Genomic DNA, 24729 nt, shown 5'->3' on the forward strand with positions numbered 1-24729 from the left:
AAAACAGAACAGGATCAAATTAGAAGAAAAGTGACTTATCCCAATATGTTAAGAGCTGATGTTTCTGAAATAGTTGTATGTGCGTTTTAATTTGATGTCATGCTTCCCTTTTGGACTTTCCATCATCCCAAACTCAAAGAACTTCACAGGTTTGATTCCGACATATTGTAAGAGAGCTCGTTTCATTAACATCTTGTGCGCATTTTGTAAAAAGAACAAAGGGTAGTTGGTTGGTCCTTGCATTGTCGTTACACAAACGGCACTTTTCCCTTTTAATAATCCTTCTGGCAGCAGACCGCCTGTTTGACGATAAGCGAAATTCGCAGCAAACAGGCGGTCAATAAAGCCAAGCAGCATAGCTGGCGGCCGCCCCCACCAAATGGGATAAACGAACACGATTTTATCCGCCCACATGATCTTATCCTGATACTCGCGAATGTCAGGATCTTTATGCATATCACGTCTCTTTTTCTCTTCATTAAAAACAAGTACAGGATCAAATTTTTCTTGATATAAATCGATGATTTTCACTTCTTGAACGATTGGATTTTCTTCGCTGCCTCTAACAATTTCTTTAAAAAAAGCACCATTTAAACTATTGTGATGAGGGTGAGTATAAATAATGAGTACATTCATCTTTTTCTCCTTTAGTTATCATTTGATAACAAAATGATACACCCCTCTCGATTAGTTGTCAAATGATAATTGTTTTTTGATAATAAATTTGATATGTTACGTAGGAGGTGATCATCATGCAACATCCACATTTCTTCAAGGAATTCGTCGCATTTGCTTCTACTTTTTCAGAGCTAAAACATGATCTGATGAGCAAAGTCAAACCACCAGAATTAACAGCCTTACAATATTTAATTTTAGAGCAGCTAGCGGTCAGCGAACCGCTTACCCCTAGTGAAATCGCAGACTGTCAGCATATGTCTCTTCCAAATGTCAGCAGAGAACTGAAAAAACTGCACGAAAAACAATTCATTGATAGAGAAGAAGACCGTGTTGACAAACGAAAGCATATCATTATGCTTTCTGACAAAGGCCGTACTTGTATGAACGAAGCCTTCCAGCATATCGAAAGAATGCTAATAGACAGCCTATCTCCCTCAGATATAGAACAAATGGATGATATCGTACAAGCTCTCCGTCTATTAAATCAAACGATTTTTAAAAAATGACCCAATGAAAAAAGCATGAGCGCTACGCTCATGCTAAGTATTTTGTATCTTATTAATGAAGGGATGCTAAAAGATACGTTATGAAACCAACAATCGGAATGATCGGGATCATTAATTTCAATGTTGTATTCGTATTCTTATATAAATTCCATAGCAATACTGGTATACCAAATGTTAACGTATCTAAAACAGCAAGAACTACTCCTTTACGCTGTTCTTTATGAGCCATTTTAAAAACCCCCCTATTCACCAAACTTTTTTCACACAATAACCGGCCAATCCCGCTGATATACCTCCATTAATCACTGCGCATGCAATACAGCTAGCAGGTCCAGTAAAACAAATATAATAACACGCTCCTAGAACCATTGAACGTAACGGAAGAGATTCATTAGGGCCGCTTTTCTTTTTTAAGCAGTCCCAAAACTTGTTCCAATTAAAACTCGTTTGAATTTCCGAATCATCTATTTGAACAATTTTTCTATTTAATTCCATCATATCTTGCTTTACACCATTTTCACCATAGGTAAAAGATCCTTTTAAAAACTCCCCTTTTTGGTTGATATGAAACTTATTTTTCAATTTTCCATTTTGAAAAAAATATGAGTGCAAATTCCCTTTCCCATCGTATTCTGCAAGTTGAATATAGTGAGCTTTTATTTGACTCAGTGAAACTGAAATGAAGGAAACATTGTTAAGCAGCTGATTATCTGACTTCTTCTTTTTCAGATAAAAATAAACAACATCTGTTTTAGCAGCGTGTATATGAACCGCCGCACTTTCTCCATTTAATAGATAACCTTTCTTTTGGGCTAATTCTTTTGCCTGTAAAAATTGAGAGCTTTTTTTTGCTTTTTTTATGAGTTTTTCTGCTGTTTTATCATTTTGTATCTTTTCAAAAGGCTCGTCCTCTTTTATGGTAACAGCGTTACCTACAGGATATTGTCCGAATAAAAGTGATATGAACAAAAACATACAAAACATTTTTCTTATCTTCATCATACAGACTCCTTTAGTAAAGTTAGTAAAAATCATAACCTTTTAAGGAAAAAATTTTACCAATAAAATCCACTAGTGATAATGTAGCATATAACCTATTCTTTATCATTTCCTCTAGGCAATTGAATCTGATCTTCCTCCCTGAATCATGATGACACTGGCTGAAAAGTCTTACCGATACACAAAAAAAGCGCTGGATCATTACGTCCAAACGCTTCTTTGTTTTATTCTCTATGTACCCTTATACAATCAATTGATATGCAATATATAACGCAACCAGCCAGATCATGACCGCGGAAGCTTTATTGATACGGTTCATCCATTTGCCGTTTGTATCTAACTTCCCTAACATCTTCCCTAAAAGGGCGAGACCAATAAACCATAACCAGGACACGATGATACAGGCAAGTGTGAATGCCAGCTTTTCTGCGCCGCTATATTGCAGCGAATTTGTCCCAATGACACCAATCGTATCGAGAATCGCGTGGGGATTTAAAAGAGAAACGGAACAAGCAAATACAATTTGTTTTCTAGCAGGCATTAATTTCTGCTTCTCTTGATCACCTGATGATGAGCTTGTGTTCCATACGGACCATCCCATATAAACTAAAAAACAAAAACCAATAATATAAAGACCAATTTGCAGCACTGGAATGGTAAACACCACAACAGAAACACCTATGACAGCTAAAGCAATTAAAAGTGTGTCACAAAGAGCAGCCGTGATGACGACAGGCATTGCTCGATATAATCGAGGCTGCAGCGCTCCTTGTTGAAATACAAATACATTTTGTGCGCCCAAAGGTAAAATGAGACCAAAGGCAAGTACAATTCCATGAATGATTGCAATGGACATCTACTAACATTCTCCTTTTTCAGAAATTCCTACATATTTTAACATAAAGCACCCTGCCTGCTTTCAACGAATTTCATTTTCCGTACAAAAAAAGCGCTGGATGCTTCCATCCAAACGCTTCTCATTTTTTCATTATTTACTTTTTCGTGCAAGCTCTCTTTCTCTCAGCTCTACACGGCGAATTTTCGCTGACGGTGTTTTTGGCAATTCGTCAATGAATTCGATTTCTCTTGGGTATTTGTACGGTGCTGTTGTGTTTTTCACATGTGTTTGCAGCTCTTTGATCAGTTCATCACTTTGCACAGTTCCATCACGAAGGACGACGTATGCTTTCACGATTGATCCTCTGATTTCATCTGGGCTCGCCACAACTGCACATTCCTTCACTGCTGGATGCTTGATCAGCGCATCTTCTACTTCAAACGGTCCGATCGTATAGCCTGAGCTGACAATGATATCATCTCTGCGGCTTTCAAACCAGAAGTACCCATCTTCGTCTTTTTTCGCGCGGTCACCCGTAATGAAGTAATTTCCTCGGCGCTGCGCCTTTGTACGCTCTTCATCTTTGTAATATTCCTTAAATAGAGCCGGTGTTTCGAGATGGACAGCAATGTCACCAATTTCTCCAGGTGCACAGACGTTTCCATCCTCATCAATGATATCTACTTCGTTTCCAGGGGTTGGTTTCCCCATACTGCCTGGCTTGATATCCATTCCTTTTAGCACCCCTACAAGCAGTGTGCTTTCAGTTTGGCCATAGCCGTCTCGTACTTCTATATCGAAATGCTTTTTGAATGTATCAATGACTTCACGGTTCAATGGCTCTCCCGCAGAAACAGCACTATGCAGCTTCGGCAGCGCGTACTGACTCAAATCATCTACTTTTGCCATAAAGCGATATTCTGTCGGTGTACAGCATAGGACATTGATTTCATTTTTTTGAAGCAGCTCTAAGTATGTATTTGGATTGAATTTCCCTCCATACACAAAGCCTTCTGCTCCACTTCCTAACACAGATAAGAGGGGACTCCACACCCATTTTTGCCAGCCTGGTCCTGCTGTCGCCCATACTTTATCTCCTTCATTAATGGAGAGCCATGCTTTGGCAGCTGTACGTAAATGTGCATACGCCCATCCGTGTGTATGAACAACCCCTTTTGGGTTCCCTGTTGTACCTGATGTATAGGATAAAAACGCCATGTCTGTGCGTTTTGTATCTGCCAATTCAAGTTCGTTTGATTGCTCTTCCTTTTGCGCTAGAATGTTTGTCCATCCATGATCGTTTTCACCGATTGAGAATGTTTTAAAATCGTTCGGCTGTTTGGTTCCGTCGAACGATTGAATGAATGAAGAATAAACGATCGCTCCCTTTGCTTCTGCGTGTTCAATTCGGTAATCTAAATCTTTCGCACGCAGCATTTCAGAACAAGGAATCACGACCATTCCTGTTTTTAAAATCGCTAAATAAATGCTGTATGCCTCGAGCATGCGCGGCACCATCACAATGATTTTATCGCCTTTTTTGAAGCCTGCATTTAATAAAACATGTCCAATTTTATTTGCCTCTTCCACTAATGCTGCATATGTTACATGCGCTTCGTGCCCATTGCCGTCCTGCCAGTGCAGGGCCATTTTCTCCTTGTCATGACTGAACGCTTCAATCTCACTGACTAAGTTATATTGTTCTGGTGCAATTAAGTCTTCTCTTTTCATGGTACAGCTCCTTTTAGCCTCTTTCTTATGAAACGAAACATGTTTCAATTTACCTATTCTAACACTCATAACTGAAAAATGCTTGAATTAGGACCTACTCCTAGTATTATGCCATAATTTTTTAAATCCGTCTCCTTTTTTAAAAATATTCTAACTATTTATATGTACAAAAAGAAAAGAGCGGGAATGATCCCGCTCATAAGCCATAGCTTTTAAATTGTGTGTCTTAGAAAGATCCGCCACCCATATGTTGTTGAGCGTAAGATACAAGACGCTTAGTGATTTCTCCACCAACTGATCCGTTAGCGCGAGATGTTGTTTCTGCACCAAGGTTTACACCAAATTCAGAAGCGATTTCGTACTTCATTTGGTCGATAGCTTGTGCAGCGCCTGGTACTAGTAATTGGTTAGAACTGCTTTGTCTGTTTTGTTGAGCCATGTGTTCTCACCTCCTTGTGAATATAGAATGTGTAGAAACACATGACTTCATGCGATTGATTTTATGGTAATTATTATGAAATTTTCGTTTTAGAATAAATCAGCGAATTCATCTGCCGTTTTCTTTTCATTTGTCACAATAATCGTTTCAATTTGCTCTACTGCCTCGTCCAGCATCGGCTCGAAATCAGCAAAGCTTTCGTAGCGTTCTACCTTCTCAAGCTTTGGTTTTGTTTTAGGGGACGGCGGCGTAAAGATCGTACAGCAATCCTCGAAAGGCTGAATGCTTGTATCGTATGTGCCAATTCTTCTTGCTTCATCAATAATGTCATTTTTATCGACAGCTATGAGCGGGCGGATGATTGGTGTATTAGTCACATGATTAATGGCATACATGCTTTCAAGTGTCTGACTTGCCACTTGCCCAAGGCTTTCACCAGTAATAATCGCAAGGGCATCACGCTTTTCTCTTATTTTGTCAGCTATTTTCAGCATCATTCTTCTTGTTGATGTCATCGTATAGTTTTCAGGTACTTGTTTGTGGATCAGCTCTTGAATTTTTGTAAAAGGTACGATATGAAGCTTCACTTCGCCTCCATATGCTGCTAGGCATTCTGCAAGATCAATCACCTTTTGTTTCGCACGTTCACTTGTATACGGAGGGCTAAAGAAATGCACAGCTTCAATTTGAATTCCGCGTTTCATTGCTTGATAGCCGGCAACTGGGCTGTCAAAGCCGCCTGAAAGCATGAGCATCGCTCTTCCGCTAGAACCAACCGGCAGGCCGCCTGCACCTTTGACATCTTTAAATGTAATGTACGTGGCTTGCTCTCTGATTTCGATGCGTAAATGCACATCTGGCTGTTTCACATTGACTGTTAAGTTTTCCGTATTTCTTAGAACATGTCCGCCAATTTCGCGATTCATTTCATTTGAATCAAGTTCAAATTGTTTATAAGAACGTTTCGTTGACACTTTAAATGTATTCCCTTGTTCATACACTTCCTGTACCGCTGTTAGTGCCGCATCTTTAATCGCATCTAGATTTGTCTCACATTTAACCGCAAGACTAAAGCTCTGAATGCCAAATACACTTTTGAGCTGTTCTGAAATCGGTTCAGGGTCTTCTCCGTTCAGCATAATCGTGATACGGTCTCTATCAGAAGCATACTTCAATGCTTCAAAATCCTTTAAGACGAACCGAATGTGCTGTCTTAGTTTTTCAATGAATTTCTTTCTATTCTTCCCTTTTGTTGAGATCTCACCAAAACGGACTAAAATATGATCATATTTCATGCTGTTATCTCATTCCTTTTAATTTTTTCACACTTTGTGTGATCGATGTGATGATTTGCGATGCAAGCTCTGGTCCTTGTCCATACGTCAAGCTGATTCTCATACTGCTTTTGGCCACTTCCTCTGATTTTCCCATCGCCAGCAGTACACGGCTTGGCTCTTTTTTCTTGGCTGAGCAGGCAGAGGTTGTAGAAACATATATGCCTTCTTTTTCAAGCATATGGAGGAGGACTTCAATTTGAATACCCGGCACTGAAAAATTCACAATGTGCGGCGCACTTTGCGCCCTCGGTGTGTTCATCACAATACCTTCTATGTCTCCAAGCTGTTTTTGCAGCTGCGTTTTTAAGTTCAGCATCTCATCGTGATGCTTGTCAAGCTGTTCATATGATTGTTTCATGGCTTTTGCCAAGCTGACAGCTCCAGCAGGGTTTTCAGTACCTGAACGAAGCCCTAATTCCTGCTCTCCGCCTGTAATGAAAGGGGCGAGAATGACATCTTTCTTTAAAAAGAGTGCGCCTGTGCCTTTTAAGCCATGAATTTTATGACCTGACATCGTCAAAAGATCTACATCCAGCTGTTTATTAAGTGCTACTTTGCACATTCCCTGCACCCCGTCGACATGAAAAAGCGCGTTTTCGGTATGCTCACGAATGATGCCAGCAGCTTCTTCAATCGGCTGGATGGCACCCGTTTCGTTATTGACGTGCATCATGCTGACAAGCACTGTATCAGGGCGAAGCACTTCTTTTAAATGCGTCATATCTGCATGGCCTTGCTCATTTACTTGAATATAGGAGATGTCAAAGCCAAATAACGCCTTTAGCTGTTCAAACGATTCAATGACAGAAGGATGCTCAATTGCTGTCGTCACAATGTGCTTGCCCCGATTCATTTTGGCAAGTGCTGCTCCTTTAATGGCAATGTTATTCGCTTCTGTAGCACCAGAAGTAAAAATAATCTCATATTGTTTTAAGCCCGTGTAGTGAAGCATTTGTTTTCTCGTTTCATTTAACAGCCGGCTTGCATCTATTCCGAGCTGATGAAGCGAAGATGGATTTCCAAAATAACGCTCACTCACTTGCTGATATACTTGTAAAACCTCAGGGTACGGTTTTGTGGTTGCACTATTATCAAGATACATCATTGCGAAACTCCTTATCCTCTTGCGTTTAACTAATATGATCTGAATTCCTTTTATTTCAATATAAAGCGGTATATTGACAACCTCATCAATTCACTATATCATGCATAGTGCCATTGTCATATTTTTTCCTAAATTAACAGAATATTTAAACATGGCGGAAAAATAAAATAATAGGGGGATAACCTTATGAAAAATAAGTTAAGTCAAACAGACACATTAGCCATCGGCTTAATGTTGTTTGCACTCTTTTTTGGCGCAGGCAATATGATATTCCCTCCTGTACTTGGACAGTACGCAGGTGAAAACGTATGGCTTGCGATCGGTGGATTTTTACTGACAGGCGTGGGACTTCCGCTGCTAGGCATCATTGCCGTTGCCTTGACAGGAACAGGTGCAAAAGGGCTTGCTGATAAAGCTCATCCTACATTCGGTACCATTTTCACCGTCATTTTATATTTATCCATTGGACCTTTCTTTGCAATCCCTCGTACTGGGACGGTTTCTTATGAGATTGGGCTGGCGCCGTTTCTGTCTGAAGCGCAGTCTGAATCATGGATTCCATTATTCTTGTTTTCAATTGCTTTTTTCGGCATTACCTATGCTCTTGCTTTAAATCCATCGAAGCTTGTTGACCGAATCGGTAAAATTTTAACACCAATTTTACTCGCTGTCATTGCTTTAATTGTGATCAAAGCAATCGCAACACCAATGGGTGGAATTGGCAGTCCACATCCAACCTATGAAGGAAGCCCGCTGTTTACCGGCTTTTTAGAAGGCTACAAAACGATGGATGCTCTTGCTTCAATCGTTTTCGGAATTGTCGTTGTCACGGCTGTGAAAGAGCGTGGTATTACAGAACGTAAATCGATTGCAGCAGCCTGTATTAAAGCGGGGCTTGTCGCAGCTGCTGGACTAGCTCTTGTGTACATATCACTCGCTTATGTCGGAGCATCAAGTCCTGAGGCTACAGGTATGGTCGGAGCAAATGATGGCGGAAAACTCCTTTCGCTTGCGGCAAACTTTTTATTTGGTTCTGCTGGAAATATTGTGTTAGGGGCTGCGATTTTATTTGCTTGTTTGACCACAAGTATTGGACTTGTTTCATCCTGCGGGGAATATTTTTCTACGCTATTTCCACGCTTTTCTTATCGTACAGTTGTTTTAGTTGTATCTTTATTCAGTACATTTGTAGCAAACCTGGGACTGGCACAAATTATTTCGCTCTCTGTTCCAGTGCTTGTTGCGATTTATCCGTTAGCCATCGTGATCATTCTCTTATCTTTTATTGATCGATGGATCAATGGAAGACGAATCATTTATATCGCTTCACTCCTTTTCACAGGTGTCTTTGCTGTGATTGATGGGCTCGTGGCAGCGAAAATCCCTCTTGGCGGATTACCTGAATTTTTAGAAGCTGTTGTTCCTTTATATAAACTTGGGATCGGCTGGGCAATCCCTGCCGTTCTTGGAGCTATTATTGGACTTCTTATTTCTTTATTCACGAGTCCACCTAAACAGCTTGCTTAATCAAGCATCAAAACAAAAAACATCCCTTTCCATAGGAGAAGGGGATGTTTTTTTATGTTCTTCATATACTAAAATAGAAAAATTCATGACTTTTGTATGAAAACACATGTTGACATCAGGCGTACATCCTTTATAATTAGTGAATGTTAATGAAGAACGGTTTTAACAACTAATTAACAGAATATTTCAACATAATATTGGAGGCTTTATATTCAATGAAGGCAACATTGTCGACGAAAGATACGGTTATTATAGGTTTTATGTTATTTGCTTTATTCTTCGGCGCCGGAAATATGATTTATCCACCAGAGCTTGGGCAATATGCTGGAACAAATGTATGGAGAGCAATGGGCGGATTTTTATTAACAGGTGTCGGTTTACCTCTACTAGGTATTATTGCGATCGCTTTAACAGGACGTGATGCAAAAGGACTTGCGGATAAGGCTCATCCAGTGTTTGGAACAGCATTCACCGTCATTTTATATTTATCCATTGGGCCGCTTTTCGCTATTCCGCGTACAGGAACAGTTTCGTATGAGATTGGCGCATTACCATTTTTATCAAGTGTACCAGCTTGGCTGTCCCTTCTTTTATTTACACTCGTCTTTTTCGGTATTACGTATTACCTTGCTTTAAATCCAACGAAAATCGTGGATCGTGTAGGGAAAATATTAACACCGATTAAATTTACGATCATTTTTATTATCATTGTCAAAGCCATTTTGACGCCAATGGGCGTGATTGGTACACCAGATGTATCTTATAGCAACGGATCGTTTTTCAAAGGATTTTTAGAGGGCTATAAAACGATGGATGCTCTTGCTTCTATTGTATTTGGAATTGTTGTCATCAACGCGATTAAAGGACGCGGTGTGACAAGTAAAAAGGCACTGGCTTCTGCTTGTATCAAAGCAGGTTTGATTGCAGCTGCTGGATTAACCTTCGTTTACCTGTCACTTGCGTATCTAGGTGCTTCTAGTACACATGCCATTGGATTCGTGGGAGATGGAAGCAAAATCTTAGCTCAGTCTTCTCAGTTCCTTTTCGGAAGTCTTGGAAATATTGTATTAGGTGCTGCCATTACAGTCGCTTGTTTAACAACAAGTATCGGTCTTGTCACATCATGCGGAGAGTATTTCTCAAAGTTACTTCCTAAACTTTCTTATAAAATGGTCGTGACACTTGTTACATTATTTAGTTTCATCATTTCTAACTTTGGACTTGCTCATATCGTTGCTTTCTCTGTTCCAGTCTTAACAGCGATTTATCCTCTGGCAATTGTGATCATCGTTCTATCACTTGCTGATAAATGGCTTGGACATAGAAGACCAGTATATGTCCTCTCGTTAATTTTAACAGGGTGCGTCAGCTTATTTGACGGATTAGCAGCAGCAAAGCTTCCAATCGGTCCAGTAAAAGACATCTTCCAAACAGTGTTGCCTTTTTATGACCTTGGCATTGGCTGGCTTGTCCCTGCGATACTTGGAGTCGCCATTGGATTCCTGATCTCACTTTTCACTTCTTCTGCTTCAGAAGAACGCCAAAAACAGGCGTCATAATACAAAAAAGCTGAAGTCCTATCAATGGACTTCAGCTTTTTTTATTGATGCTGATATTCTTTTTCCTGCTGAGCTAATAGCTTCTGAACGGCTCCAGGTGATGCTTTTTCAACAGCAGCTGCTGCTACATCAAATGAACCGTTATAATCGTATGCATAAAATCTTCGCTCTGCCTCTTTTAATTGTTCAGAAAGAATATGATTTTGGCTTCTAAAACGATTACCGTATTGAATGATTCGTTCAATTTGATCCACTTTAGTGAGCATTTCTTCCGTCTCATCCACAACATGTCTCACTGTGTCAGAGGCTTCTTTTAATTGCTCATTCACGGCTGGCATGTTGAGCGGCAGGTTCTCAAGCTGCTCGTGCACTTGCTGAATCATCTCCTGCGCTTTTTCAGCCTGCTCTTTCATGTCAGCAGGTACACCTGGAATATTGCTTTTTTGCAGCTGACGCACTGTATCTGTCAGCATCGTTTTGAGCTCAGCCAGTGTTTCTCTCGCTTGCAGCTCTTCTTTTCTTAATGATTGAAGGTGATCTTTAAACGTATCATGCAATGCTTTTGCATCATCGATAAAGGTTTCGAGCTGATTGATTTCATCCATTAATAATGAATATGCGACATGATCACGATCAAGCTTCTCTCGAATTTGTTTCATGAGCTTTTCAATTTCTTCTAAGCGTTTTTCGAACGCCTTCTGTTGATCAAGCTCTCCGGCTGTCAGTTTGTAGCTTTCTTTTACAAGAGCTGTTTCTGCCTTTGTTTGCGTGTGATCCTGCTCGAGTTTTTCAAATGCTTCCGTCAGCTCAGGCATTTTGCTTTTGATTTCCTGCCCTGCTTCTACTTCCGCTTCAAGCTGATCATACAGCGTCTGAATTGCATCATCAATCATTTGGAGAATGCTTGATGCTTCATCCAGATTGAGTTCATCAATCAGCAGTTTTTCCGCACGGTTCAGCTGTTTGTTTAAGTTCTCAAGCTCTTTAGTGATCTGGATGTGCTCGAGCTTGTAGCCTTTGTCTGTCATTTCTTTATATCCGTCTTTCAGCTTCGTCAGCTGGCCTGGTACGGTTTGTTTGCAGTCTGCAATGAGCTTCGGTACATCATTGATATACAGCTGAAGCTGATCGAGTCTGCGGTCTTGCTCAAGCAAAATCTTTCTTGCTTTCATATAGTTTCCGTTTTCTGTCTCTTCCTCGTACTGCTTGATCCCTTCCCAGGCCTCATCTAAGTCCTGCTCCATTTTGTCATAAAGGGTGCCGTATAAATGGCTGTACGCAAGCAGATTTTTTCGAACTGTTTGATATTGTTCTTTGACCTTTTCAATGTCCTTGCGATTTTGCTCCTCGCTTGTGACAAGGTCTGCAATCTCTTTTAAAATGTCTTCAATGTTCGAATCAGCAGCACTCAGCAAGTCCTCAATGTGCGTAAGAACCTGCTTGGCTTTGGAGAATCGATATTTATCAGAATACTCTTCTGCATCATATAATAGCTCCTCAACCTTTGGAAGATGGGCTGTGACGATATCGTCCCACTCTGCACGCCATCTTTCAAAAAATTGCTCTGTTTCTCCGGTCATTTTTAAATGTTTGATTTTTGAAATTTCTTCTACAATTGATCTGTTTAAAATTTCAATTTTCCATGCTTCCAATCGGTCAATCTCTTTATATATATTTTTTCGCAGGAAATAACCGACTGAAAACAAAGCAAGCAAAATGACAATTAAACCGATGATAAACTCCATAATGAGCCCCCTTGTTGTGATCTAAGTGATGTCAGGGTAAAAGTGTCCCGAGTAGACCTGAGAACCCTTTCGTGTCCGCTTTGCATTTGTTTTTTATAAGCAGGATCGTATGTTTTCCAATACCATCCATTCACGGTTTTATGTATGTTTTTTCAAGAAAGTATTTGTGCGCTTTCTATCATTTGATCACACGTATCAATGTGACCTGCTTTTATGTATGCGGAAGCTGTCGTTTTCATTGTTATTATGATACCATGTAACCAGCATTTTTGGTCATGATTTTTCATTATTTTCGCTGATAAACATCACGTTTTTCAAAATATCGACAAGAGGTGACGACATGCTGAAACAAGATGCACATCTACATACACCGTTTTGCCCGCACGGTTCGCTTGATTCTTTTCATTCTTATATTGAAAAAGCCATCAAAAAGGGATTTGATTCCATAACCTTTACCGAGCATGCCCCGCTGCCTCCATCGTTTCAAGATCCAACACCTGAGCAGGATAGTGCCATGAAGCTCCAAGACCTTGAAGCATATATCACGAAACTGGCTCAGCTGAAACAAGAATACAAAGGACAATTAATAGTAAAAACTGGGCTTGAGGTTGACTTTATCAAAGAGTATGAAGAGGAAACTAGAACCTTTTTAGACTGCTACGGTCCAGAGCTAGACGACGCCATTTTATCTGTTCACTTTCTTCCTGCTGGCGATGATTATATTTGCCTTGATTTTGACGAGCATGCCTTCCAGCAGCTAATAAGCTTCTATGGCAGCATCGAACAGGTCTACCAAAGCTACTATGACCAAATTCATTCTTCTATTCTATCATCTTTAGGCCAATATAAGCCAAAGAGAATCGGTCATATCACCCTTGTCCAGAAATTCAAACAGCTTTTTCCATATGAAATGTCACCTGAACTTTGTCAAAAGGTCACCCTTTGCCTTGAAGAAACGGCAAAAAAAGGCATGTCCTTAGATTTTAATACATCAGGTCTTCGTAAAACATATGCCAGAAGTATCTATTTAGATCCATGGATGATTGACCTTGCCAAAAAGAAAAAAATTCCGCTCATATTCGGCTCTGATGCCCATCAAGCGGAAGATCTCGGATATGCGTATGATCAATTCGAGGACATCATGAGGTTCAGCTGAGAATCTAATGCCGGCTCTTTAGGTTCTAACAGATGATGAAGCGAGCGGCTCAGCTCCTTAAAGTACATTTGATAGAAATACGGCTCACTTGGGTTCAAATAAAGCACCTCTGTTAAATATTGCGGCTGTAAATATGGCATCATGAGAAGTGATTTCAGCTGAATCATAAAGGATGCGAGTGACAGCTGCTCACAAATAACATGGGTGCTTTTTCCTTTTTCAATGATGAGCTGAAACAAATACTTTTCTTTTGTTAAATATGTCGACATGATTTCTCTGATGAGTGTCGAATCAATCGTCACCTCCCGATAAACGAAACGGGTTAATTGACGGTGCTTGTGCTGATAAGATAAAATATCAAAAACCACATGTAGTAAGCATTCTTTTGCGTGACGGGTTTCCATGTGATGAAGATGTGATTCAATCATGTGAATGTAACCTTCATAAAAATCGGATACGAGCTGCTCAAGCAGCCCTCCTTTTCCTTGAAAGTAATAAGAAATGTGGGCAACGTTGACATTCGCTTCCTTCGCAATCTCACGGACAGAGGTTCCAGAAAATCCTTTTTGGTTAAAAAGTCTGATGGCAGCATCCATAATACGGTCTTTTGTTTGCACGGTTGTTGATGTTTTCATCCGCTCACCCCTCTTCATGTGTACATACTTCAAGATGAAGGCGGAAGTTCCTTTTACAATTGCTCGACAAATCCCACATGCGAAACGCAAGTTATGTATTTTTAAGATAGAAAGTAGGAGATTTTCATGTTTCATGTCGAAAAACAGTCTGGCGATCCTTCAAAAGACTATCAATTGCTTGTCAAACAGGTAGAAGCCATTACAGATGGTGAACCTGATCTGATTGCCAACTTGGCAAATGCAGCTGCGCTACTCTATCACTCACTTCCTGAAGTTAATTGGGCAGGGTTTTATTTAGCAAAGGACGGCGAGCTTGTGCTTGGTCCATTTAACGGACTGCCTGCATGTGTGCGCATCCCTTCTGGAAAAGGCGTTTGCGGTACAGCGTTTGCGACAGGTGAAGTGCAGCGTATCGCTGATGTCCATGCTTTCCCTGGACATATTGCGTGTGATGCCGCATCGCAATCTGAAATAGTCATTCCGCTCAAGGTCAATGGACAGATCATTGGGGTACTCGACATTGACAGTCCTGTGAAAGACCGCTTCAGTGAAGTAGATGAGACCTACCTTATTCAATTTACAGAGATTCTTCAACAGGCGTTATCCGTCTCTACGGATGCGTAATCATGCAGAAAAAGCAGGCACATTGTCTGCTTTTTTATGTTTCTTTATATAATGGGGAACGTCACCTTTGCCTCTAAATAGGTTGACTTCTCCTATCCAGCGTCATATAATAGAGTTTGTGTGAAATATGGCAGCCTTTTTGTTCGGCTTTTTTGTATCATTTTGTTCCTTCTATATGAAGGTGCATCTTGTAACTCCCTGCTGCTGGAGCGAGGATGCATGAAAACATAATGACGAAGAAGAGGAAGAACAGACGGTTTTTATTTTTCACAAATAAAAACAATAAGGAGGAGTCACATTATGGCTCGCTATACAGGTCCAAGTTGGAAGATTTCCCGCCGTTTAGGCATTTCATTAAGCGGAACAGGTAAGGAACTTGAAAAACGCCCTTACGCTCCAGGCCCACATGGTCCAGGACAACGCAAAAAACTATCTGAATACGGTTTACAATTACAAGAGAAGCAAAAGCTTCGTCACATGTACGGTGTCAACGAACGTCAATTCCGTACACTATATGACAGAGCTGCTAAACTTCCTGGTAAACAAGGTGAAAACTTCATGATCCTTCTTGAAACTCGCCTTGACAACCTAGTATACCGTCTTGGCCTTGCTCGTACTCGCCGCCAAGCTCGTCAGCTAGTAAACCATGGTCACATCCTTGTTGATGGAAGCCGTGTAGACATCCCATCTTTCTCTGTGAAACCAGGTCAAACGATTGCTCTTCGTGAGAAATCTCAAAACCTTGCAGTAGTGAAAGAATCAGTTGAAGTAAACAACTTCGTTCCTGAATACCTTTCTTTCGATGCTGAAAAGCTTGAAGGAACTTTCACTCGTCTTCCAGAGCGTTCTGAATTAGCGCCTGAAATCAGCGAACAACTTATCGTTGAGTTCTACTCTCGTTAATTTCATTACTTCTCTAAGAGAGAGCAAACAAACCCTAGATCCCTTGATTGTTCAAGGTTTTCTAGGGTTTTTTGTATGTTCTCAATTATACATGAAATCATTTGAAGTCATCTTCCATTTTCAACACTTATTTTCCCCGGTTGCCTGCTCCATTCTTACTTCAATCAAACCTGTCTCTATTTTTATATACAAATATAGGAAATATCTCATTGAAATGCCTTTTTTCTATTGGTACAATAATGATAGATGACGTATCAGTCGTATGGTCTTCTATAGTACTTAGATGGAGGAGTTCCATGTTTAGTATCACAATCATTCTATTCTTACTTTTAATCTTATCAGTGATCGCCTATTCTCTTTTAAGAAAAAAACAAATCATAGATGAACCGCCCAATAGATTTGCTGCAAGTCTGTTTATCTTCCTGCTCTTTTTTTCTATCTGCTTTGTGATCGCGATTCCTAGTGTATTGCTATACATCACCGTTTTAGGCGTGAATTTTCTTTTTGGAGAAACCATCACGTATGATTCATTTTTTTCTTTAATCTCTTTCTCTTTGTTCGTGAGTGTTATCGTCGTTTTTTGGTCACCTGTCCTTCTATTCATAGGAAAAGGACTGGCTTATCTCCTTAAACTTCCTGTATGGCTCACTTATACTTTGGAATGGGTGAGTTCTTGGATCGTTTTACATCTCTCTATCAAGTATGTCCTTTACTTAAATTTAATGAATGTATCGATAGGGGATTCCGGCGTATTAATTTTATCATTCTTTGTCAGTTTTTTATTTATTGAGATTGATCTCTTTTACTCACGTAAGAAACAACGAAAACAATCGCTGGACACATATCATTAGCATGAAAAAAGCTCCTAGATTTCTTTCTAGGAGCTTCCAATCGTTCATTCTTGACTTGTCCATTTTGCGATGAGCTGCTCTGTTGTCATGACAGTCGCAAATTCATCATGCAAGGTTGCAAGTGAGAGCCGGTGGATCGTTTCTGGGTCAAAATATGTACCATTTTGATCTGTTAATCCAAAGGCAGCTGTTGCATCTGAGATCAGGTACGTATCAAAACCAAGATTTCCGCTCATTCTTGTCGTTGTTGATACGCAATGAGGAGTTGTTAATCCTGCGATGACGACCGTGTCAATCTGGTTTGATCTTAGATGTTCCTCTAAGTTAGTACCAATAAAGCTGCTGTTGACTTTCTTTTGTATCACCGTTTCTTCCTCTAGCGGTTTAGCAATATCTTTAAAAAGGTGCCCTTCATTTGCTGGATGAAAGACAGATTCCGGATTGTCGGATGTATGCTGAATATGAATCACTTTCCAGCCTTTCTCTCGCCAAAACGTCAATAGCCTGCTGATATTTCCCTCTGCCTCTAGGTTATTGCGTTCTCCCCATTTTTCATGCTCAAACGCTTTTTGTACATCTACAATGACGAAAGCCTTTTGATTCGTTTTCACAAACGCCCACCTCCGAAGATTCTTATTCACTACATGTAGTGTACGGAATGGCGAACGTTTTGTACATGTTTTTATTCGGTTATATACGATGCTTTATCTGTTTTGTGTCATCGTTATACTTCCCTTTTCAAGATCTCTTTCATCTAACAGCTGCCATATGCCAATTGACATTAAAAAAGACAGCATATACCGCTGTCTTTTTTCGTTTTTTAATTCGTATTCTGTCCTCCGCCGTTCAGTCCTTCTTTAATATAGCCTTTGACTTGGCTTGAGGTTAATAGACCGATATGTCCAACGCCGTGAATCAGGACGTTTTTTGCGCCAATTAAACGAGAGAGGCTGTTGACGACGATGAGATCGGCTGAACTATAGACAGATGTGTAAAGAATTTTTTGATTTGGATCTGTGCCAGGTAATGCTCTGTTTGAAACGAGTCCATTTGCTCCACCAATCGTGACAACGTTTTCAATTTTATCTCCGCCATCAAGATTCTTAATATAGTATAATGTGTTCGCCCCGCCCATACTATGAGCCACAATATCTACTTTTTTGGCACCCGTTTTGTCTAACACATCTTGGACGAATCTGGATAGACGCGGACCATTGTTGCGGTTATTTCCTGTTTTGTCTATGAAATCGATAGCATATAATTGATTTCGATCCCAGCCTTGTCCAACCAAGTAACTTTTAATAGAATAAAAGTTATAAGAGGCACCACCAATACCATGTACCATCACAACCGGATTATGCTCAGCCGCCTTCACCTCTTTCGGCTGGATAAAAGCCATTGAACCAATCACCAATGCAAGTGCAACGAGAATTTGCAAACTCCTTTTCTTAACAAAAATCACTTTCATTCCCCCTTATTCATCTTATACGACTCTATTTTATAAAAGAAAAATATGTCAGAAAAGTGAACAAGGTAATGTTTATGAGATGATTTTACAGAAATATAAATAATCAAAAAGCACCTTGGACTTTTTTAAATTCAAACAAAAAGACTACGAGACCTTCTTTCTTTCATATATAATATCAATAGAAAAAGGAGGTTCTACTAGATGCTATTTACGCAAACCCCTGCTCCACCCTACTATGCCGTGATTTTCACATCAAAACGAACAAAAGTTGAGCAGAAAGAATACGCTGCGGCTGCTCAAAGAATGGAAGAATTAGCGAAAGATCTAGATGGGTTTCTTGGAATTGAAAGTGTACGAGATGAACATGGTGTTGGGATCACTGTCTCTTACTGGGATTCATTAGCAGCCATCAAAGATTGGAAAGCACATACAGCACATCAGCGTGTTCAAAAAAAGGGGAAAGCAGATTGGTATGAATCCTATACTACCCGAATTTGTAAGGTAGAACATGCTTATACAAACAAAGATTCACTCCTTGAACAAGAAGCAGACCAATGAGCTACTTCTACATAAAAAAAGCACCTCAATGTACACGAACATTTGAGGTGCTTTTCTATGATGTTTACTGTTTCATAAAGATTTATTTATACGTCACAAGGAAGTATTTCTTTTTCCCTCTTCTTAAAACGGTAAATTGGTTTTCAATTCGGTCGTCAGCTGAGAGTACATAGTCTTTATCTGTTTGTCTCTCTCCGTTGATGGAGACAGCACCATTTGTGATATCTTCACGTGCTTGACGCTTTGATGGAGACAGCTTTGATTCCACAAGAATATCAACTAGTGTTAATTCTTCTGTGCTGCTTTTCTCCATTGATGGCACATCCTTAAAGCCTACTTTCACTTCTTCAGCTGTAAGAGATTTGATCTCGCCTTTAAATAGTGCATTTGAGATGTTGACTGCCTGTTCTAGTGACTCACGGCCATGTACAAGTGTTGTCACTTCCTCTGCTAGACGGCGCTGCGCTTCACGCTTTTCAGGTGCTGTTTGCACTTTTTCTTCATACGATGCGATCTCTTCTTTTGATAAGAACGTAAAGTATTTTAAGTATTTCACAACATCACGGTCATCTGTGTTAATCCAGAATTGGTAGAACTCATATGGAGACGTTTTTTCTTTATCTAACCAGATAGCGCCGCCTTCTGTTTTACCAAACTTTGTGCCGTCTGCTTTTGTGACAAGCGGCATCGTCAGACCGAATGCTTTTGCCCCTTCTGCTTCAGACTTACGGATCAACTCAAGTCCAGATGTGATATTTCCCCACTGGTCACTTCCGCCGATTTGCAGCTTACAATTTTCATTTCTGTAAAGGTTTAAGAAGTCTAAAGACTGCAGGATGACGTAGCTGAATTCTGTGTAAGAAATCCCTGTTTCGATACGTGAGCTCACGATATCTTTTGCCAGCATAAAGTTTACACCGAAATTCTTTCCAATATCACGAAGGAACGTGATGACATTCATCTGGCTGATCCAGTCGTAGTTATTCACGATGACGGCTGGGTTCTCGCCTGCTTCAAAATCAAGAAATTGAGACAGCTGTCCTTTGATTTTATCTGACCACTGTTCGACGATTTCTGCTGGGTTGAGTGAACGTTCTGCTTTTTTGAAACTAGGATCGCCAATGAGTCCAGTCGCACCGCCAACAAGAGCAATCGGGTGATGACCTGCTTCTTGGAATCTGCGTAATGTTAAAATTGGCAATAGATGACCAATGTGTAAGCTGTCAGCTGTCGGATCAAAGCCGGAGTATAGCTTGATTTTCTCTTCTGCTAATAATTTTGTTAAACCTTCTTCATCTGTTTGCTGCTGAATTAATCCTCTAAACGATAGCTCTTCCATCAATTGACTCATATCCAAATCTCCTTTGTTTAAAATGAAACATAAAAAACGCCCCTTCGAATGAACGAAGGGACGATATATATCGCGGTACCACCCTGCTTAAAAGACAAAAAATCTCGTCTTTTCACTTACACTGATAACGGACAGATCCGTTCTTTCACTAATCAGGGCATGCTCCTTTTCGTAAAAGCGGTTCGTGAGGGTAATTCGAATATCTCTTTGTACTGACTCGCACCAGCCGTCAGCTCTCTTCAACAGGGAAAGATCATTCTACTGAATCTCAGTCAAAACCTTTTCATATTCAACTAATGTCATTTTTAACACACTTTTGATATCAAGTCAACTGATGAAAAAATTTAATCTTCCATTGTCGAAAGGTCGCCAGCAGGTAAATTCAGCTCCCACGCCTTTAGCACACGTCTCATAATTTTTCCGCTTCTCGTTTTCGGCAGTTTGTCTTTGAACTCAATTTCTCGCGGTGCCGCATGTGCTGCGAGTCCTTTTTTCACAAATGTACGAATCTCTTCTTTCAGCTCATCTGTCGGCTCATATCCGCTTCTAAGCGCTATAAATGCTTTAATAATTTCACCGCGGACCGGATCTGGCTTTCCAATGACACCAGCCTCCGCAATAGCTGGATGTTCGACCAGTTTACTTTCCACCTCAAATGGACCGACCCGCTCTCCTGACGTCATGATGACATCATCGACACGTCCCTGGAACCAAAAGTATCCGTCTTCGTCCATATAAGCTGAATCTCCTGAAACATACCAATCTCCCGGCATAAAGTAAGATTCATATTTTTCAGGATTGTTCCAGATCGTATGCATCATAGAAGGCCAGCCTTTTTTAATCGCAAGGTTGCCCATCCGGTATGGCGGAAGTTCATTTCCTGCATTATCGACAATTGCCGCTTCTACGCCTGGAATCGGTTTTCCCATCGAGCCTGGCTTGATGTCCATGCATGGATAATTACAAATCAGCTGTGCACCCGTTTCTGTCATCCACCAAGTGTCGTGAATTCTCTTGCCAAAAACAGCATCTCCCCAGCGGATGACTTCTGGATTAAGCGGCTCTCCCACACTTAAGACATGGCGGAGCGAGCTGAGGTCATATTTTTGAATGAGATCATCCCCTGCCCCCATGAGCATTCTAAAGGCGGTCGGGGCACTGTACCAAACGGTTACACCGAGTGATTCAATGGTTTCATACCACGTATCAGGATTAAACCGGCCGCCTAAAATCACATTCGTCGCCCCATTTAACCACGGTGAAAAAATACCGTACACTGTGCCTGTAACCCAGCCTGGATCAGCTGTACACCAGTAAACGTCATCCTCTTTCAAGTCAAGCACCCATTTACCAGTCTGGCCTTGCTGGACCATTGCACCATGGACATGAAGCACACCTTTTGGCGTACCAGTAGATCCTGATGTGTAATGAAGCAGGAAGCCGTCTTTTTCATCCATCCATTCAATCTCAAGCTCCTTTGCTGACTCCTCAAACGCCTTTTCATAGTGAATTGTCCGCACACCATCGACGTCTTCGTTTTCACCGCCGACAATGATGACAGATTCAAGCTTCGGAAGCTCTGCAAATGGAATTCGCTCAAGCAGATCAGGTGTTGTCACGATCACCTTTGCCTCGCTATTCTCTAAACGGTCTTTGACAGCACCTTCCATAAATGCCTCAAATAACGGGCCAACGATTGCTCCAATTTTAACCGCACCAAGCAGAAGAAAATAGAGCTCAGGTGATCTTGGCATAAAGATAAACACGCGATCCCCTTTTTCTACATGTGCCTTTTCTCTGAATAGATTTCCCGCTTTATTTGTGTTGATTTTCATATCCCTGAACGTATACTTTTCATCCCGCTGTGAATCTTTGTAGTGAAGCGCCACCTTGTTCTGACGAAACGAGTCCGCATGTCTGTCAATCGCTTCATAGGCTGCATTTATTTTTCCTGTTTCATACCAGGAGAAGTTTTTTCTAGCTTCCTCCCATGAAAAATCTTTGTATGCCTGCTCATAATCATTTAAATGATAATCCCCTTTTACTGATGGTAGCGTTTCCAATTTCATCAAACAGTCCCCCTTTGCATACGTTTACAATGACCATTATAGTATAGATGACTTTTTTTCTCAATTTTTAAAAAACTTCTGATGAAACCGTTTTAATTCTTACAAGATTTAAGATAGAATAGAGACGACTCACTAGAATTAGGGGCGGTGGATACGTGGAGCATCCTAAAACTTATTATTCAAAAACCATTGAGCGAGAAACAGGTTCCATCCTGATTGAAGGACCGGTACCTGCATCAGCGCTTGCGAACTATACGTTTCATGAAGGACTAACGGCATTTCGCACGCCTGAGGAACAGAAACAAGCACTTGTTGAAATAGCAGATCTTCCAGAAGGACGTATTATCATTGCAAGAGTGAATGAGCTTGTCGTAGGCTATGTCACGTATTTGTATCCTGATCCACTTGAGCGCTGGTCAGAGGGCAAAATGGACAATTTAATTGAGCTTGGCGCAATTGAGGTCGCTCCTCCATTTAGAGGATGCTCACTTGGCAAGCATTTGCTTGATGTGAGCATGATGGATGAGCAAATGGAGAATTACATCATCATTACAACTGAATATTACTGGCATTGGGATTTAAAGGGGACAAAGAAAAACGTTTGGGAGTACCGCAAAATGATGGAGAAAATGATGAACGCAGGCGGTCTTGTCTGGTTTGCAACAGACGAGCCAGAGATTAGCTCACATCCAGCCAATTGTTTAATGGCCAGAATTGGGAAACATGTGAGTCCTGATTCGATCGAGCGTTTCGATCGTCTTCGCTTCCATCAGCGCTTTATGTATTAACGTTCAATTCGTTTTTTTGGCAAAGGGGATTGGTAAACAATGATGATTGAACAAATTATGGAGCGTGATGTGATCACGCTGCGAAAAACCGATACGATTGAAGAAGCCATTCAAAAAATGAGTGCACACCACATCCGGCATATTCCGATCGTATCTGATCAAGGATCTGTCATTGGGATGGTGACAGATCGGGATATTAAAAATGCCAGTCCAAGTATTTTTGAGACAGAGAAAAGAAAGCTCTTTATTCAGCGGCCAGTCGAAGAGATCATGGTATTAGAGACGATCACTGCTCACCCGCTTGATTTCGTTGAGGAGATATCAAGTGTCTTTTTTGAGCACGGAATTGGCTGTCTTCCGGTGGTGAGACGTGGCAAACTTGTAGGCATTATCACAAAAACAGATCTGCTTCGTACGTTTGTAAGACTGACAGGTGCAGATCAGCCTGGATCGCACTTAGAGGTTGAAGTGGAGCAGATGACTGAAGGCCTCGCAGACATTACAGCCATTTTAAAGGAGCAGCATATTCAATTGCTGAGTGTGCTTGTGTATCCTCATGCCAATGAGGCTTCTAAAGTGCTCGTATTCCGCCTTCAAACCATTCATGCAGATCATGTGATGAAGCTGATTCGCGCAAAAGGCTATAAGGTGCTCTGGCCTATGGAGCAGACGATCAAATGAAGGAAGCGACCTTTGTTTTTTCACCATCTTTTCAAACGTACCAATTTAACCAAGATCATCCCTTCAATCAGCTTCGTGTCTACTTAACTTATGATCTTCTTCAAAAAATGAAGGCGTTAACAGAGGATGAAATTGTCGCACCGCGTATGGCTACTCTGGAGGAATTAAAGCTCGTCCATACAGCAGATTATATCCAGGCCGTGCAGCGGGCAAGTGAAGGAAAGCTGTCTACAGCAGAGGGGGAACGCTACGGTCTTGGCACAGAGGATACACCGATGTTCGCAGGCATGCATGAGGCGGCATCTCTCCTTGTTGGCGGAACGTTAACAGCAGTTGATCAAGTGATGCTCGGTCATTCCCAGCATGCACTCAATCTTGGCGGCGGGCTTCACCACGGGTTCAAAGGGCGTGCATCTGGCTTTTGTATTTATAATGACAGCTCTGTGGCGATTCAATATATTCAAAAGACATATGGCGCTAGAATTTTATATATTGATACGGATGCTCATCACGGCGATGGTGTCCAGTTCAGCTTCTATGACGACCCAGAGGTATGTACAGTCTCCATTCATGAAACAGGACGCTACTTGTTCCCTGGAACGGGACAAGTACAGGAAAGAGGCCACGATAAAGGCTATGGCTACGCCTATAATATTCCGCTAGATGCATTTACGGAAGATGAATCGTTCCTCGAAGCATACCGAACAGCAGTGACTGAGATTGCTGCTTTTTTTAAACCAGATGTGATTTTGACGCAAAACGGAGCTGATGCACACTACTATGATCCGTTAACTCATTTATCTGCCACTATGAAAATATATGAGGAAATTCCTAGACTTGCCCATGAACTTGCGCATCAATATTGTGACGGCAAATGGATCGCTGTTGGCGGAGGGGGATATGATATTTGGCGCGTCGTTCCAAGAGCGTGGAGCCGTATTTGGCTTGAGATGAAAGGCATTACACCGCCAGATGAACTCCCTCGGGATTGGATTCAAGCCTGGAATAAGCAATCGCCTGTTACCCTTCCACCTACGTGGAGAGACCCTGACGATTTATATCCACCGATCCCAAGAAAAGCAGAAATCACAGAAAAGAATGCTCAAACAGTAGAAAAAGCACTCATGCCTGTTAGAAGAGAAAAGAAAAAGGCATAAGAAAAGCAGGCTTTCCGTCATAAG

25 protein-coding genes and 1 other annotated feature are annotated in these 24729 nt (G+C 40.9%); of the genes, 11 read left to right on the forward strand and 14 right to left on the reverse strand.

Features of this window, described 5'->3' with window-relative positions; all coding sequences use genetic code 11:
• Positions 1–48 precede the first annotated feature (48 nt).
• A complete protein-coding gene (locus QR42_RS13095) occupies positions 49–636 on the reverse strand; it encodes an NAD(P)H-dependent oxidoreductase (RefSeq protein WP_039180628.1) in 588 nt (195 codons plus the stop codon).
• A 116-nt stretch (positions 637–752) separates the two neighbouring features.
• On the opposite strand from QR42_RS13095, the gene QR42_RS13100 reads away from it, so the two are divergent.
• Positions 753–1184, forward strand: a complete 432-nt coding sequence (locus tag QR42_RS13100; RefSeq protein WP_039180631.1) for a MarR family winged helix-turn-helix transcriptional regulator — start codon at positions 753–755, stop codon at positions 1182–1184.
• Between the two features lie 52 nt (positions 1185–1236).
• On the opposite strand, the gene QR42_RS19480 is transcribed toward QR42_RS13100, so the two are convergent.
• The 7 genes from QR42_RS19480 to QR42_RS13130 form a co-directional block, all read right to left on the reverse strand.
• A complete protein-coding gene (locus tag QR42_RS19480; protein WP_180272423.1) occupies positions 1237–1413 on the reverse strand; it encodes a hypothetical protein in 177 nt (58 codons plus the stop codon).
• 17 nt (positions 1414–1430) lie between these two features.
• A complete protein-coding gene (locus QR42_RS13105; protein ID WP_039180634.1) occupies positions 1431–2183 on the reverse strand; it encodes a hypothetical protein in 753 nt (250 codons plus the stop codon).
• 241 nt (positions 2184–2424) lie between these two features.
• Entirely contained in the window at positions 2425–3039 is a 615-nt protein-coding gene (locus QR42_RS13110; RefSeq protein WP_039180635.1) for a LysE/ArgO family amino acid transporter, read from the reverse strand.
• A gap of 132 nt (positions 3040–3171) precedes the next feature.
• The gene (gene mbcS / locus QR42_RS13115) at positions 3172–4752 is read right to left on the reverse strand and encodes an acyl-CoA synthetase MbcS (RefSeq protein WP_039180637.1); all 1581 of its coding nucleotides are present in this window, start codon (positions 4750–4752) and stop codon (positions 3172–3174) included.
• Positions 4753–4978: 226 nt separating this feature from the next.
• Positions 4979–5191, reverse strand: a complete 213-nt coding sequence (locus tag QR42_RS13120; protein WP_024424829.1) for an alpha/beta-type small acid-soluble spore protein — start codon at positions 5189–5191, stop codon at positions 4979–4981.
• A gap of 89 nt (positions 5192–5280) precedes the next feature.
• Positions 5281–6486: a tRNA uracil 4-sulfurtransferase ThiI gene (thiI, locus tag QR42_RS13125; RefSeq protein WP_039180639.1), complete on the reverse strand. Its 1206-nt coding sequence runs from the start codon at positions 6484–6486 to the stop codon at positions 5281–5283.
• A 4-nt stretch (positions 6487–6490) separates the two neighbouring features.
• Positions 6491–7633 (reverse strand): cysteine desulfurase family protein, encoded by a 1143-nt coding sequence (locus QR42_RS13130; protein WP_039180642.1) that lies wholly within the window; start codon positions 7631–7633, stop codon positions 6491–6493.
• Positions 7634–7819: 186 nt separating this feature from the next.
• Here QR42_RS13130 and brnQ (QR42_RS13135) point away from each other — a divergent pair, with 186 nt between their 5' ends.
• Complete coding sequence (brnQ, locus tag QR42_RS13135) at positions 7820–9160, forward strand: branched-chain amino acid transport system II carrier protein (RefSeq protein WP_039180644.1); 1341 nt, start codon at positions 7820–7822, stop codon at positions 9158–9160.
• 215 nt (positions 9161–9375) lie between these two features.
• Positions 9376–10719 carry a branched-chain amino acid transport system II carrier protein gene (gene brnQ / locus QR42_RS13140; RefSeq protein ID WP_039180646.1) on the forward strand — a complete coding sequence of 448 codons (1344 nt, stop codon included), beginning with the start codon at positions 9376–9378 and terminating at the stop codon, positions 10717–10719.
• 41 nt (positions 10720–10760) lie between these two features.
• On the opposite strand, the gene ezrA is transcribed toward brnQ (QR42_RS13140), so the two are convergent.
• Complete coding sequence (gene ezrA, locus QR42_RS13145; protein ID WP_039180648.1) at positions 10761–12464, reverse strand: septation ring formation regulator EzrA; 1704 nt, start codon at positions 12462–12464, stop codon at positions 10761–10763.
• A gap of 340 nt (positions 12465–12804) precedes the next feature.
• On the opposite strand from ezrA, the gene hisJ reads away from it, so the two are divergent.
• The gene (gene hisJ / locus QR42_RS13150; RefSeq protein ID WP_039180650.1) at positions 12805–13620 is read left to right on the forward strand and encodes a histidinol-phosphatase HisJ; all 816 of its coding nucleotides are present in this window, start codon (positions 12805–12807) and stop codon (positions 13618–13620) included.
• Here the strand turns inward: hisJ and refZ are convergent.
• The gene (refZ, locus tag QR42_RS13155) at positions 13590–14255 is read right to left on the reverse strand and encodes a forespore capture DNA-binding protein RefZ (RefSeq protein ID WP_039180652.1); all 666 of its coding nucleotides are present in this window, start codon (positions 14253–14255) and stop codon (positions 13590–13592) included. The two genes, hisJ and refZ, sit on opposite strands and share 31 nt — an antisense overlap.
• 126 nt (positions 14256–14381) lie before the next feature.
• Here refZ and QR42_RS13160 point away from each other — a divergent pair, with 126 nt between their 5' ends.
• The 3 genes from QR42_RS13160 (at position 14382) to QR42_RS13170 (ending at position 16633) form a co-directional block, all read left to right on the forward strand.
• Complete coding sequence (locus QR42_RS13160) at positions 14382–14879, forward strand: GAF domain-containing protein (RefSeq protein WP_025092283.1); 498 nt, start codon at positions 14382–14384, stop codon at positions 14877–14879.
• Between the two features lie 300 nt (positions 14880–15179).
• Positions 15180–15782 (forward strand): 30S ribosomal protein S4, encoded by a 603-nt coding sequence (rpsD, locus tag QR42_RS13165; RefSeq protein WP_039180654.1) that lies wholly within the window; start codon positions 15180–15182, stop codon positions 15780–15782.
• A gap of 296 nt (positions 15783–16078) precedes the next feature.
• Positions 16079–16633 (forward strand): hypothetical protein, encoded by a 555-nt coding sequence (locus QR42_RS13170; protein WP_039180656.1) that lies wholly within the window; start codon positions 16079–16081, stop codon positions 16631–16633.
• Positions 16634–16677: 44 nt separating this feature from the next.
• Here QR42_RS13170 and QR42_RS13175 read toward each other — a convergent pair whose 3' ends face one another.
• Entirely contained in the window at positions 16678–17244 is a 567-nt protein-coding gene (locus QR42_RS13175; protein ID WP_039180658.1) for a cysteine hydrolase family protein, read from the reverse strand.
• Between the two features lie 209 nt (positions 17245–17453).
• Positions 17454–18032, reverse strand: a complete 579-nt coding sequence (locus QR42_RS13180) for an esterase/lipase family protein (RefSeq protein WP_371412188.1) — start codon at positions 18030–18032, stop codon at positions 17454–17456.
• Between the two features lie 270 nt (positions 18033–18302).
• Between QR42_RS13180 and QR42_RS13185 the strand changes: the two genes are divergently transcribed.
• The gene (locus QR42_RS13185) at positions 18303–18659 is read left to right on the forward strand and encodes an antibiotic biosynthesis monooxygenase family protein (protein WP_039180667.1); all 357 of its coding nucleotides are present in this window, start codon (positions 18303–18305) and stop codon (positions 18657–18659) included.
• A gap of 82 nt (positions 18660–18741) precedes the next feature.
• Here QR42_RS13185 and tyrS read toward each other — a convergent pair whose 3' ends face one another.
• Positions 18742–20010, reverse strand: coding sequence for a tyrosine--tRNA ligase (tyrS, locus tag QR42_RS13190; protein WP_039180668.1), 1269 nt, complete (start codon positions 20008–20010; stop codon positions 18742–18744).
• Between the two features lie 53 nt (positions 20011–20063).
• Positions 20064–20295, reverse strand: a binding site (T-box leader).
• 59 nt (positions 20296–20354) lie between these two features.
• The gene (gene acsA, locus QR42_RS13195; protein ID WP_039180671.1) at positions 20355–22079 is read right to left on the reverse strand and encodes an acetate--CoA ligase; all 1725 of its coding nucleotides are present in this window, start codon (positions 22077–22079) and stop codon (positions 20355–20357) included.
• A gap of 155 nt (positions 22080–22234) precedes the next feature.
• Between acsA and QR42_RS13200 the strand changes: the two genes are divergently transcribed.
• From QR42_RS13200 to QR42_RS13210, 3 genes are read left to right on the forward strand one after another with little or no spacing between them, the layout of a single operon-like run.
• Positions 22235–22867: a GNAT family N-acetyltransferase gene (locus tag QR42_RS13200; RefSeq protein ID WP_039180674.1), complete on the forward strand. Its 633-nt coding sequence runs from the start codon at positions 22235–22237 to the stop codon at positions 22865–22867.
• Between the two features lie 39 nt (positions 22868–22906).
• Positions 22907–23548, forward strand: coding sequence for a CBS and ACT domain-containing protein (locus QR42_RS13205; RefSeq protein WP_039180676.1), 642 nt, complete (start codon positions 22907–22909; stop codon positions 23546–23548).
• Complete coding sequence (locus QR42_RS13210; protein ID WP_039180680.1) at positions 23545–24705, forward strand: acetoin utilization protein AcuC; 1161 nt, start codon at positions 23545–23547, stop codon at positions 24703–24705. The genes QR42_RS13205 and QR42_RS13210 overlap by 4 nt, the downstream gene beginning before the upstream one ends.
• Positions 24706–24729: the final 24 nt, after the last annotated feature.

This window comes from Bacillus sp. WP8 (assembly GCF_000800825.1).
Taxonomy (GTDB): domain Bacteria; phylum Bacillota; class Bacilli; order Bacillales; family Bacillaceae; genus Bacillus; species Bacillus safensis.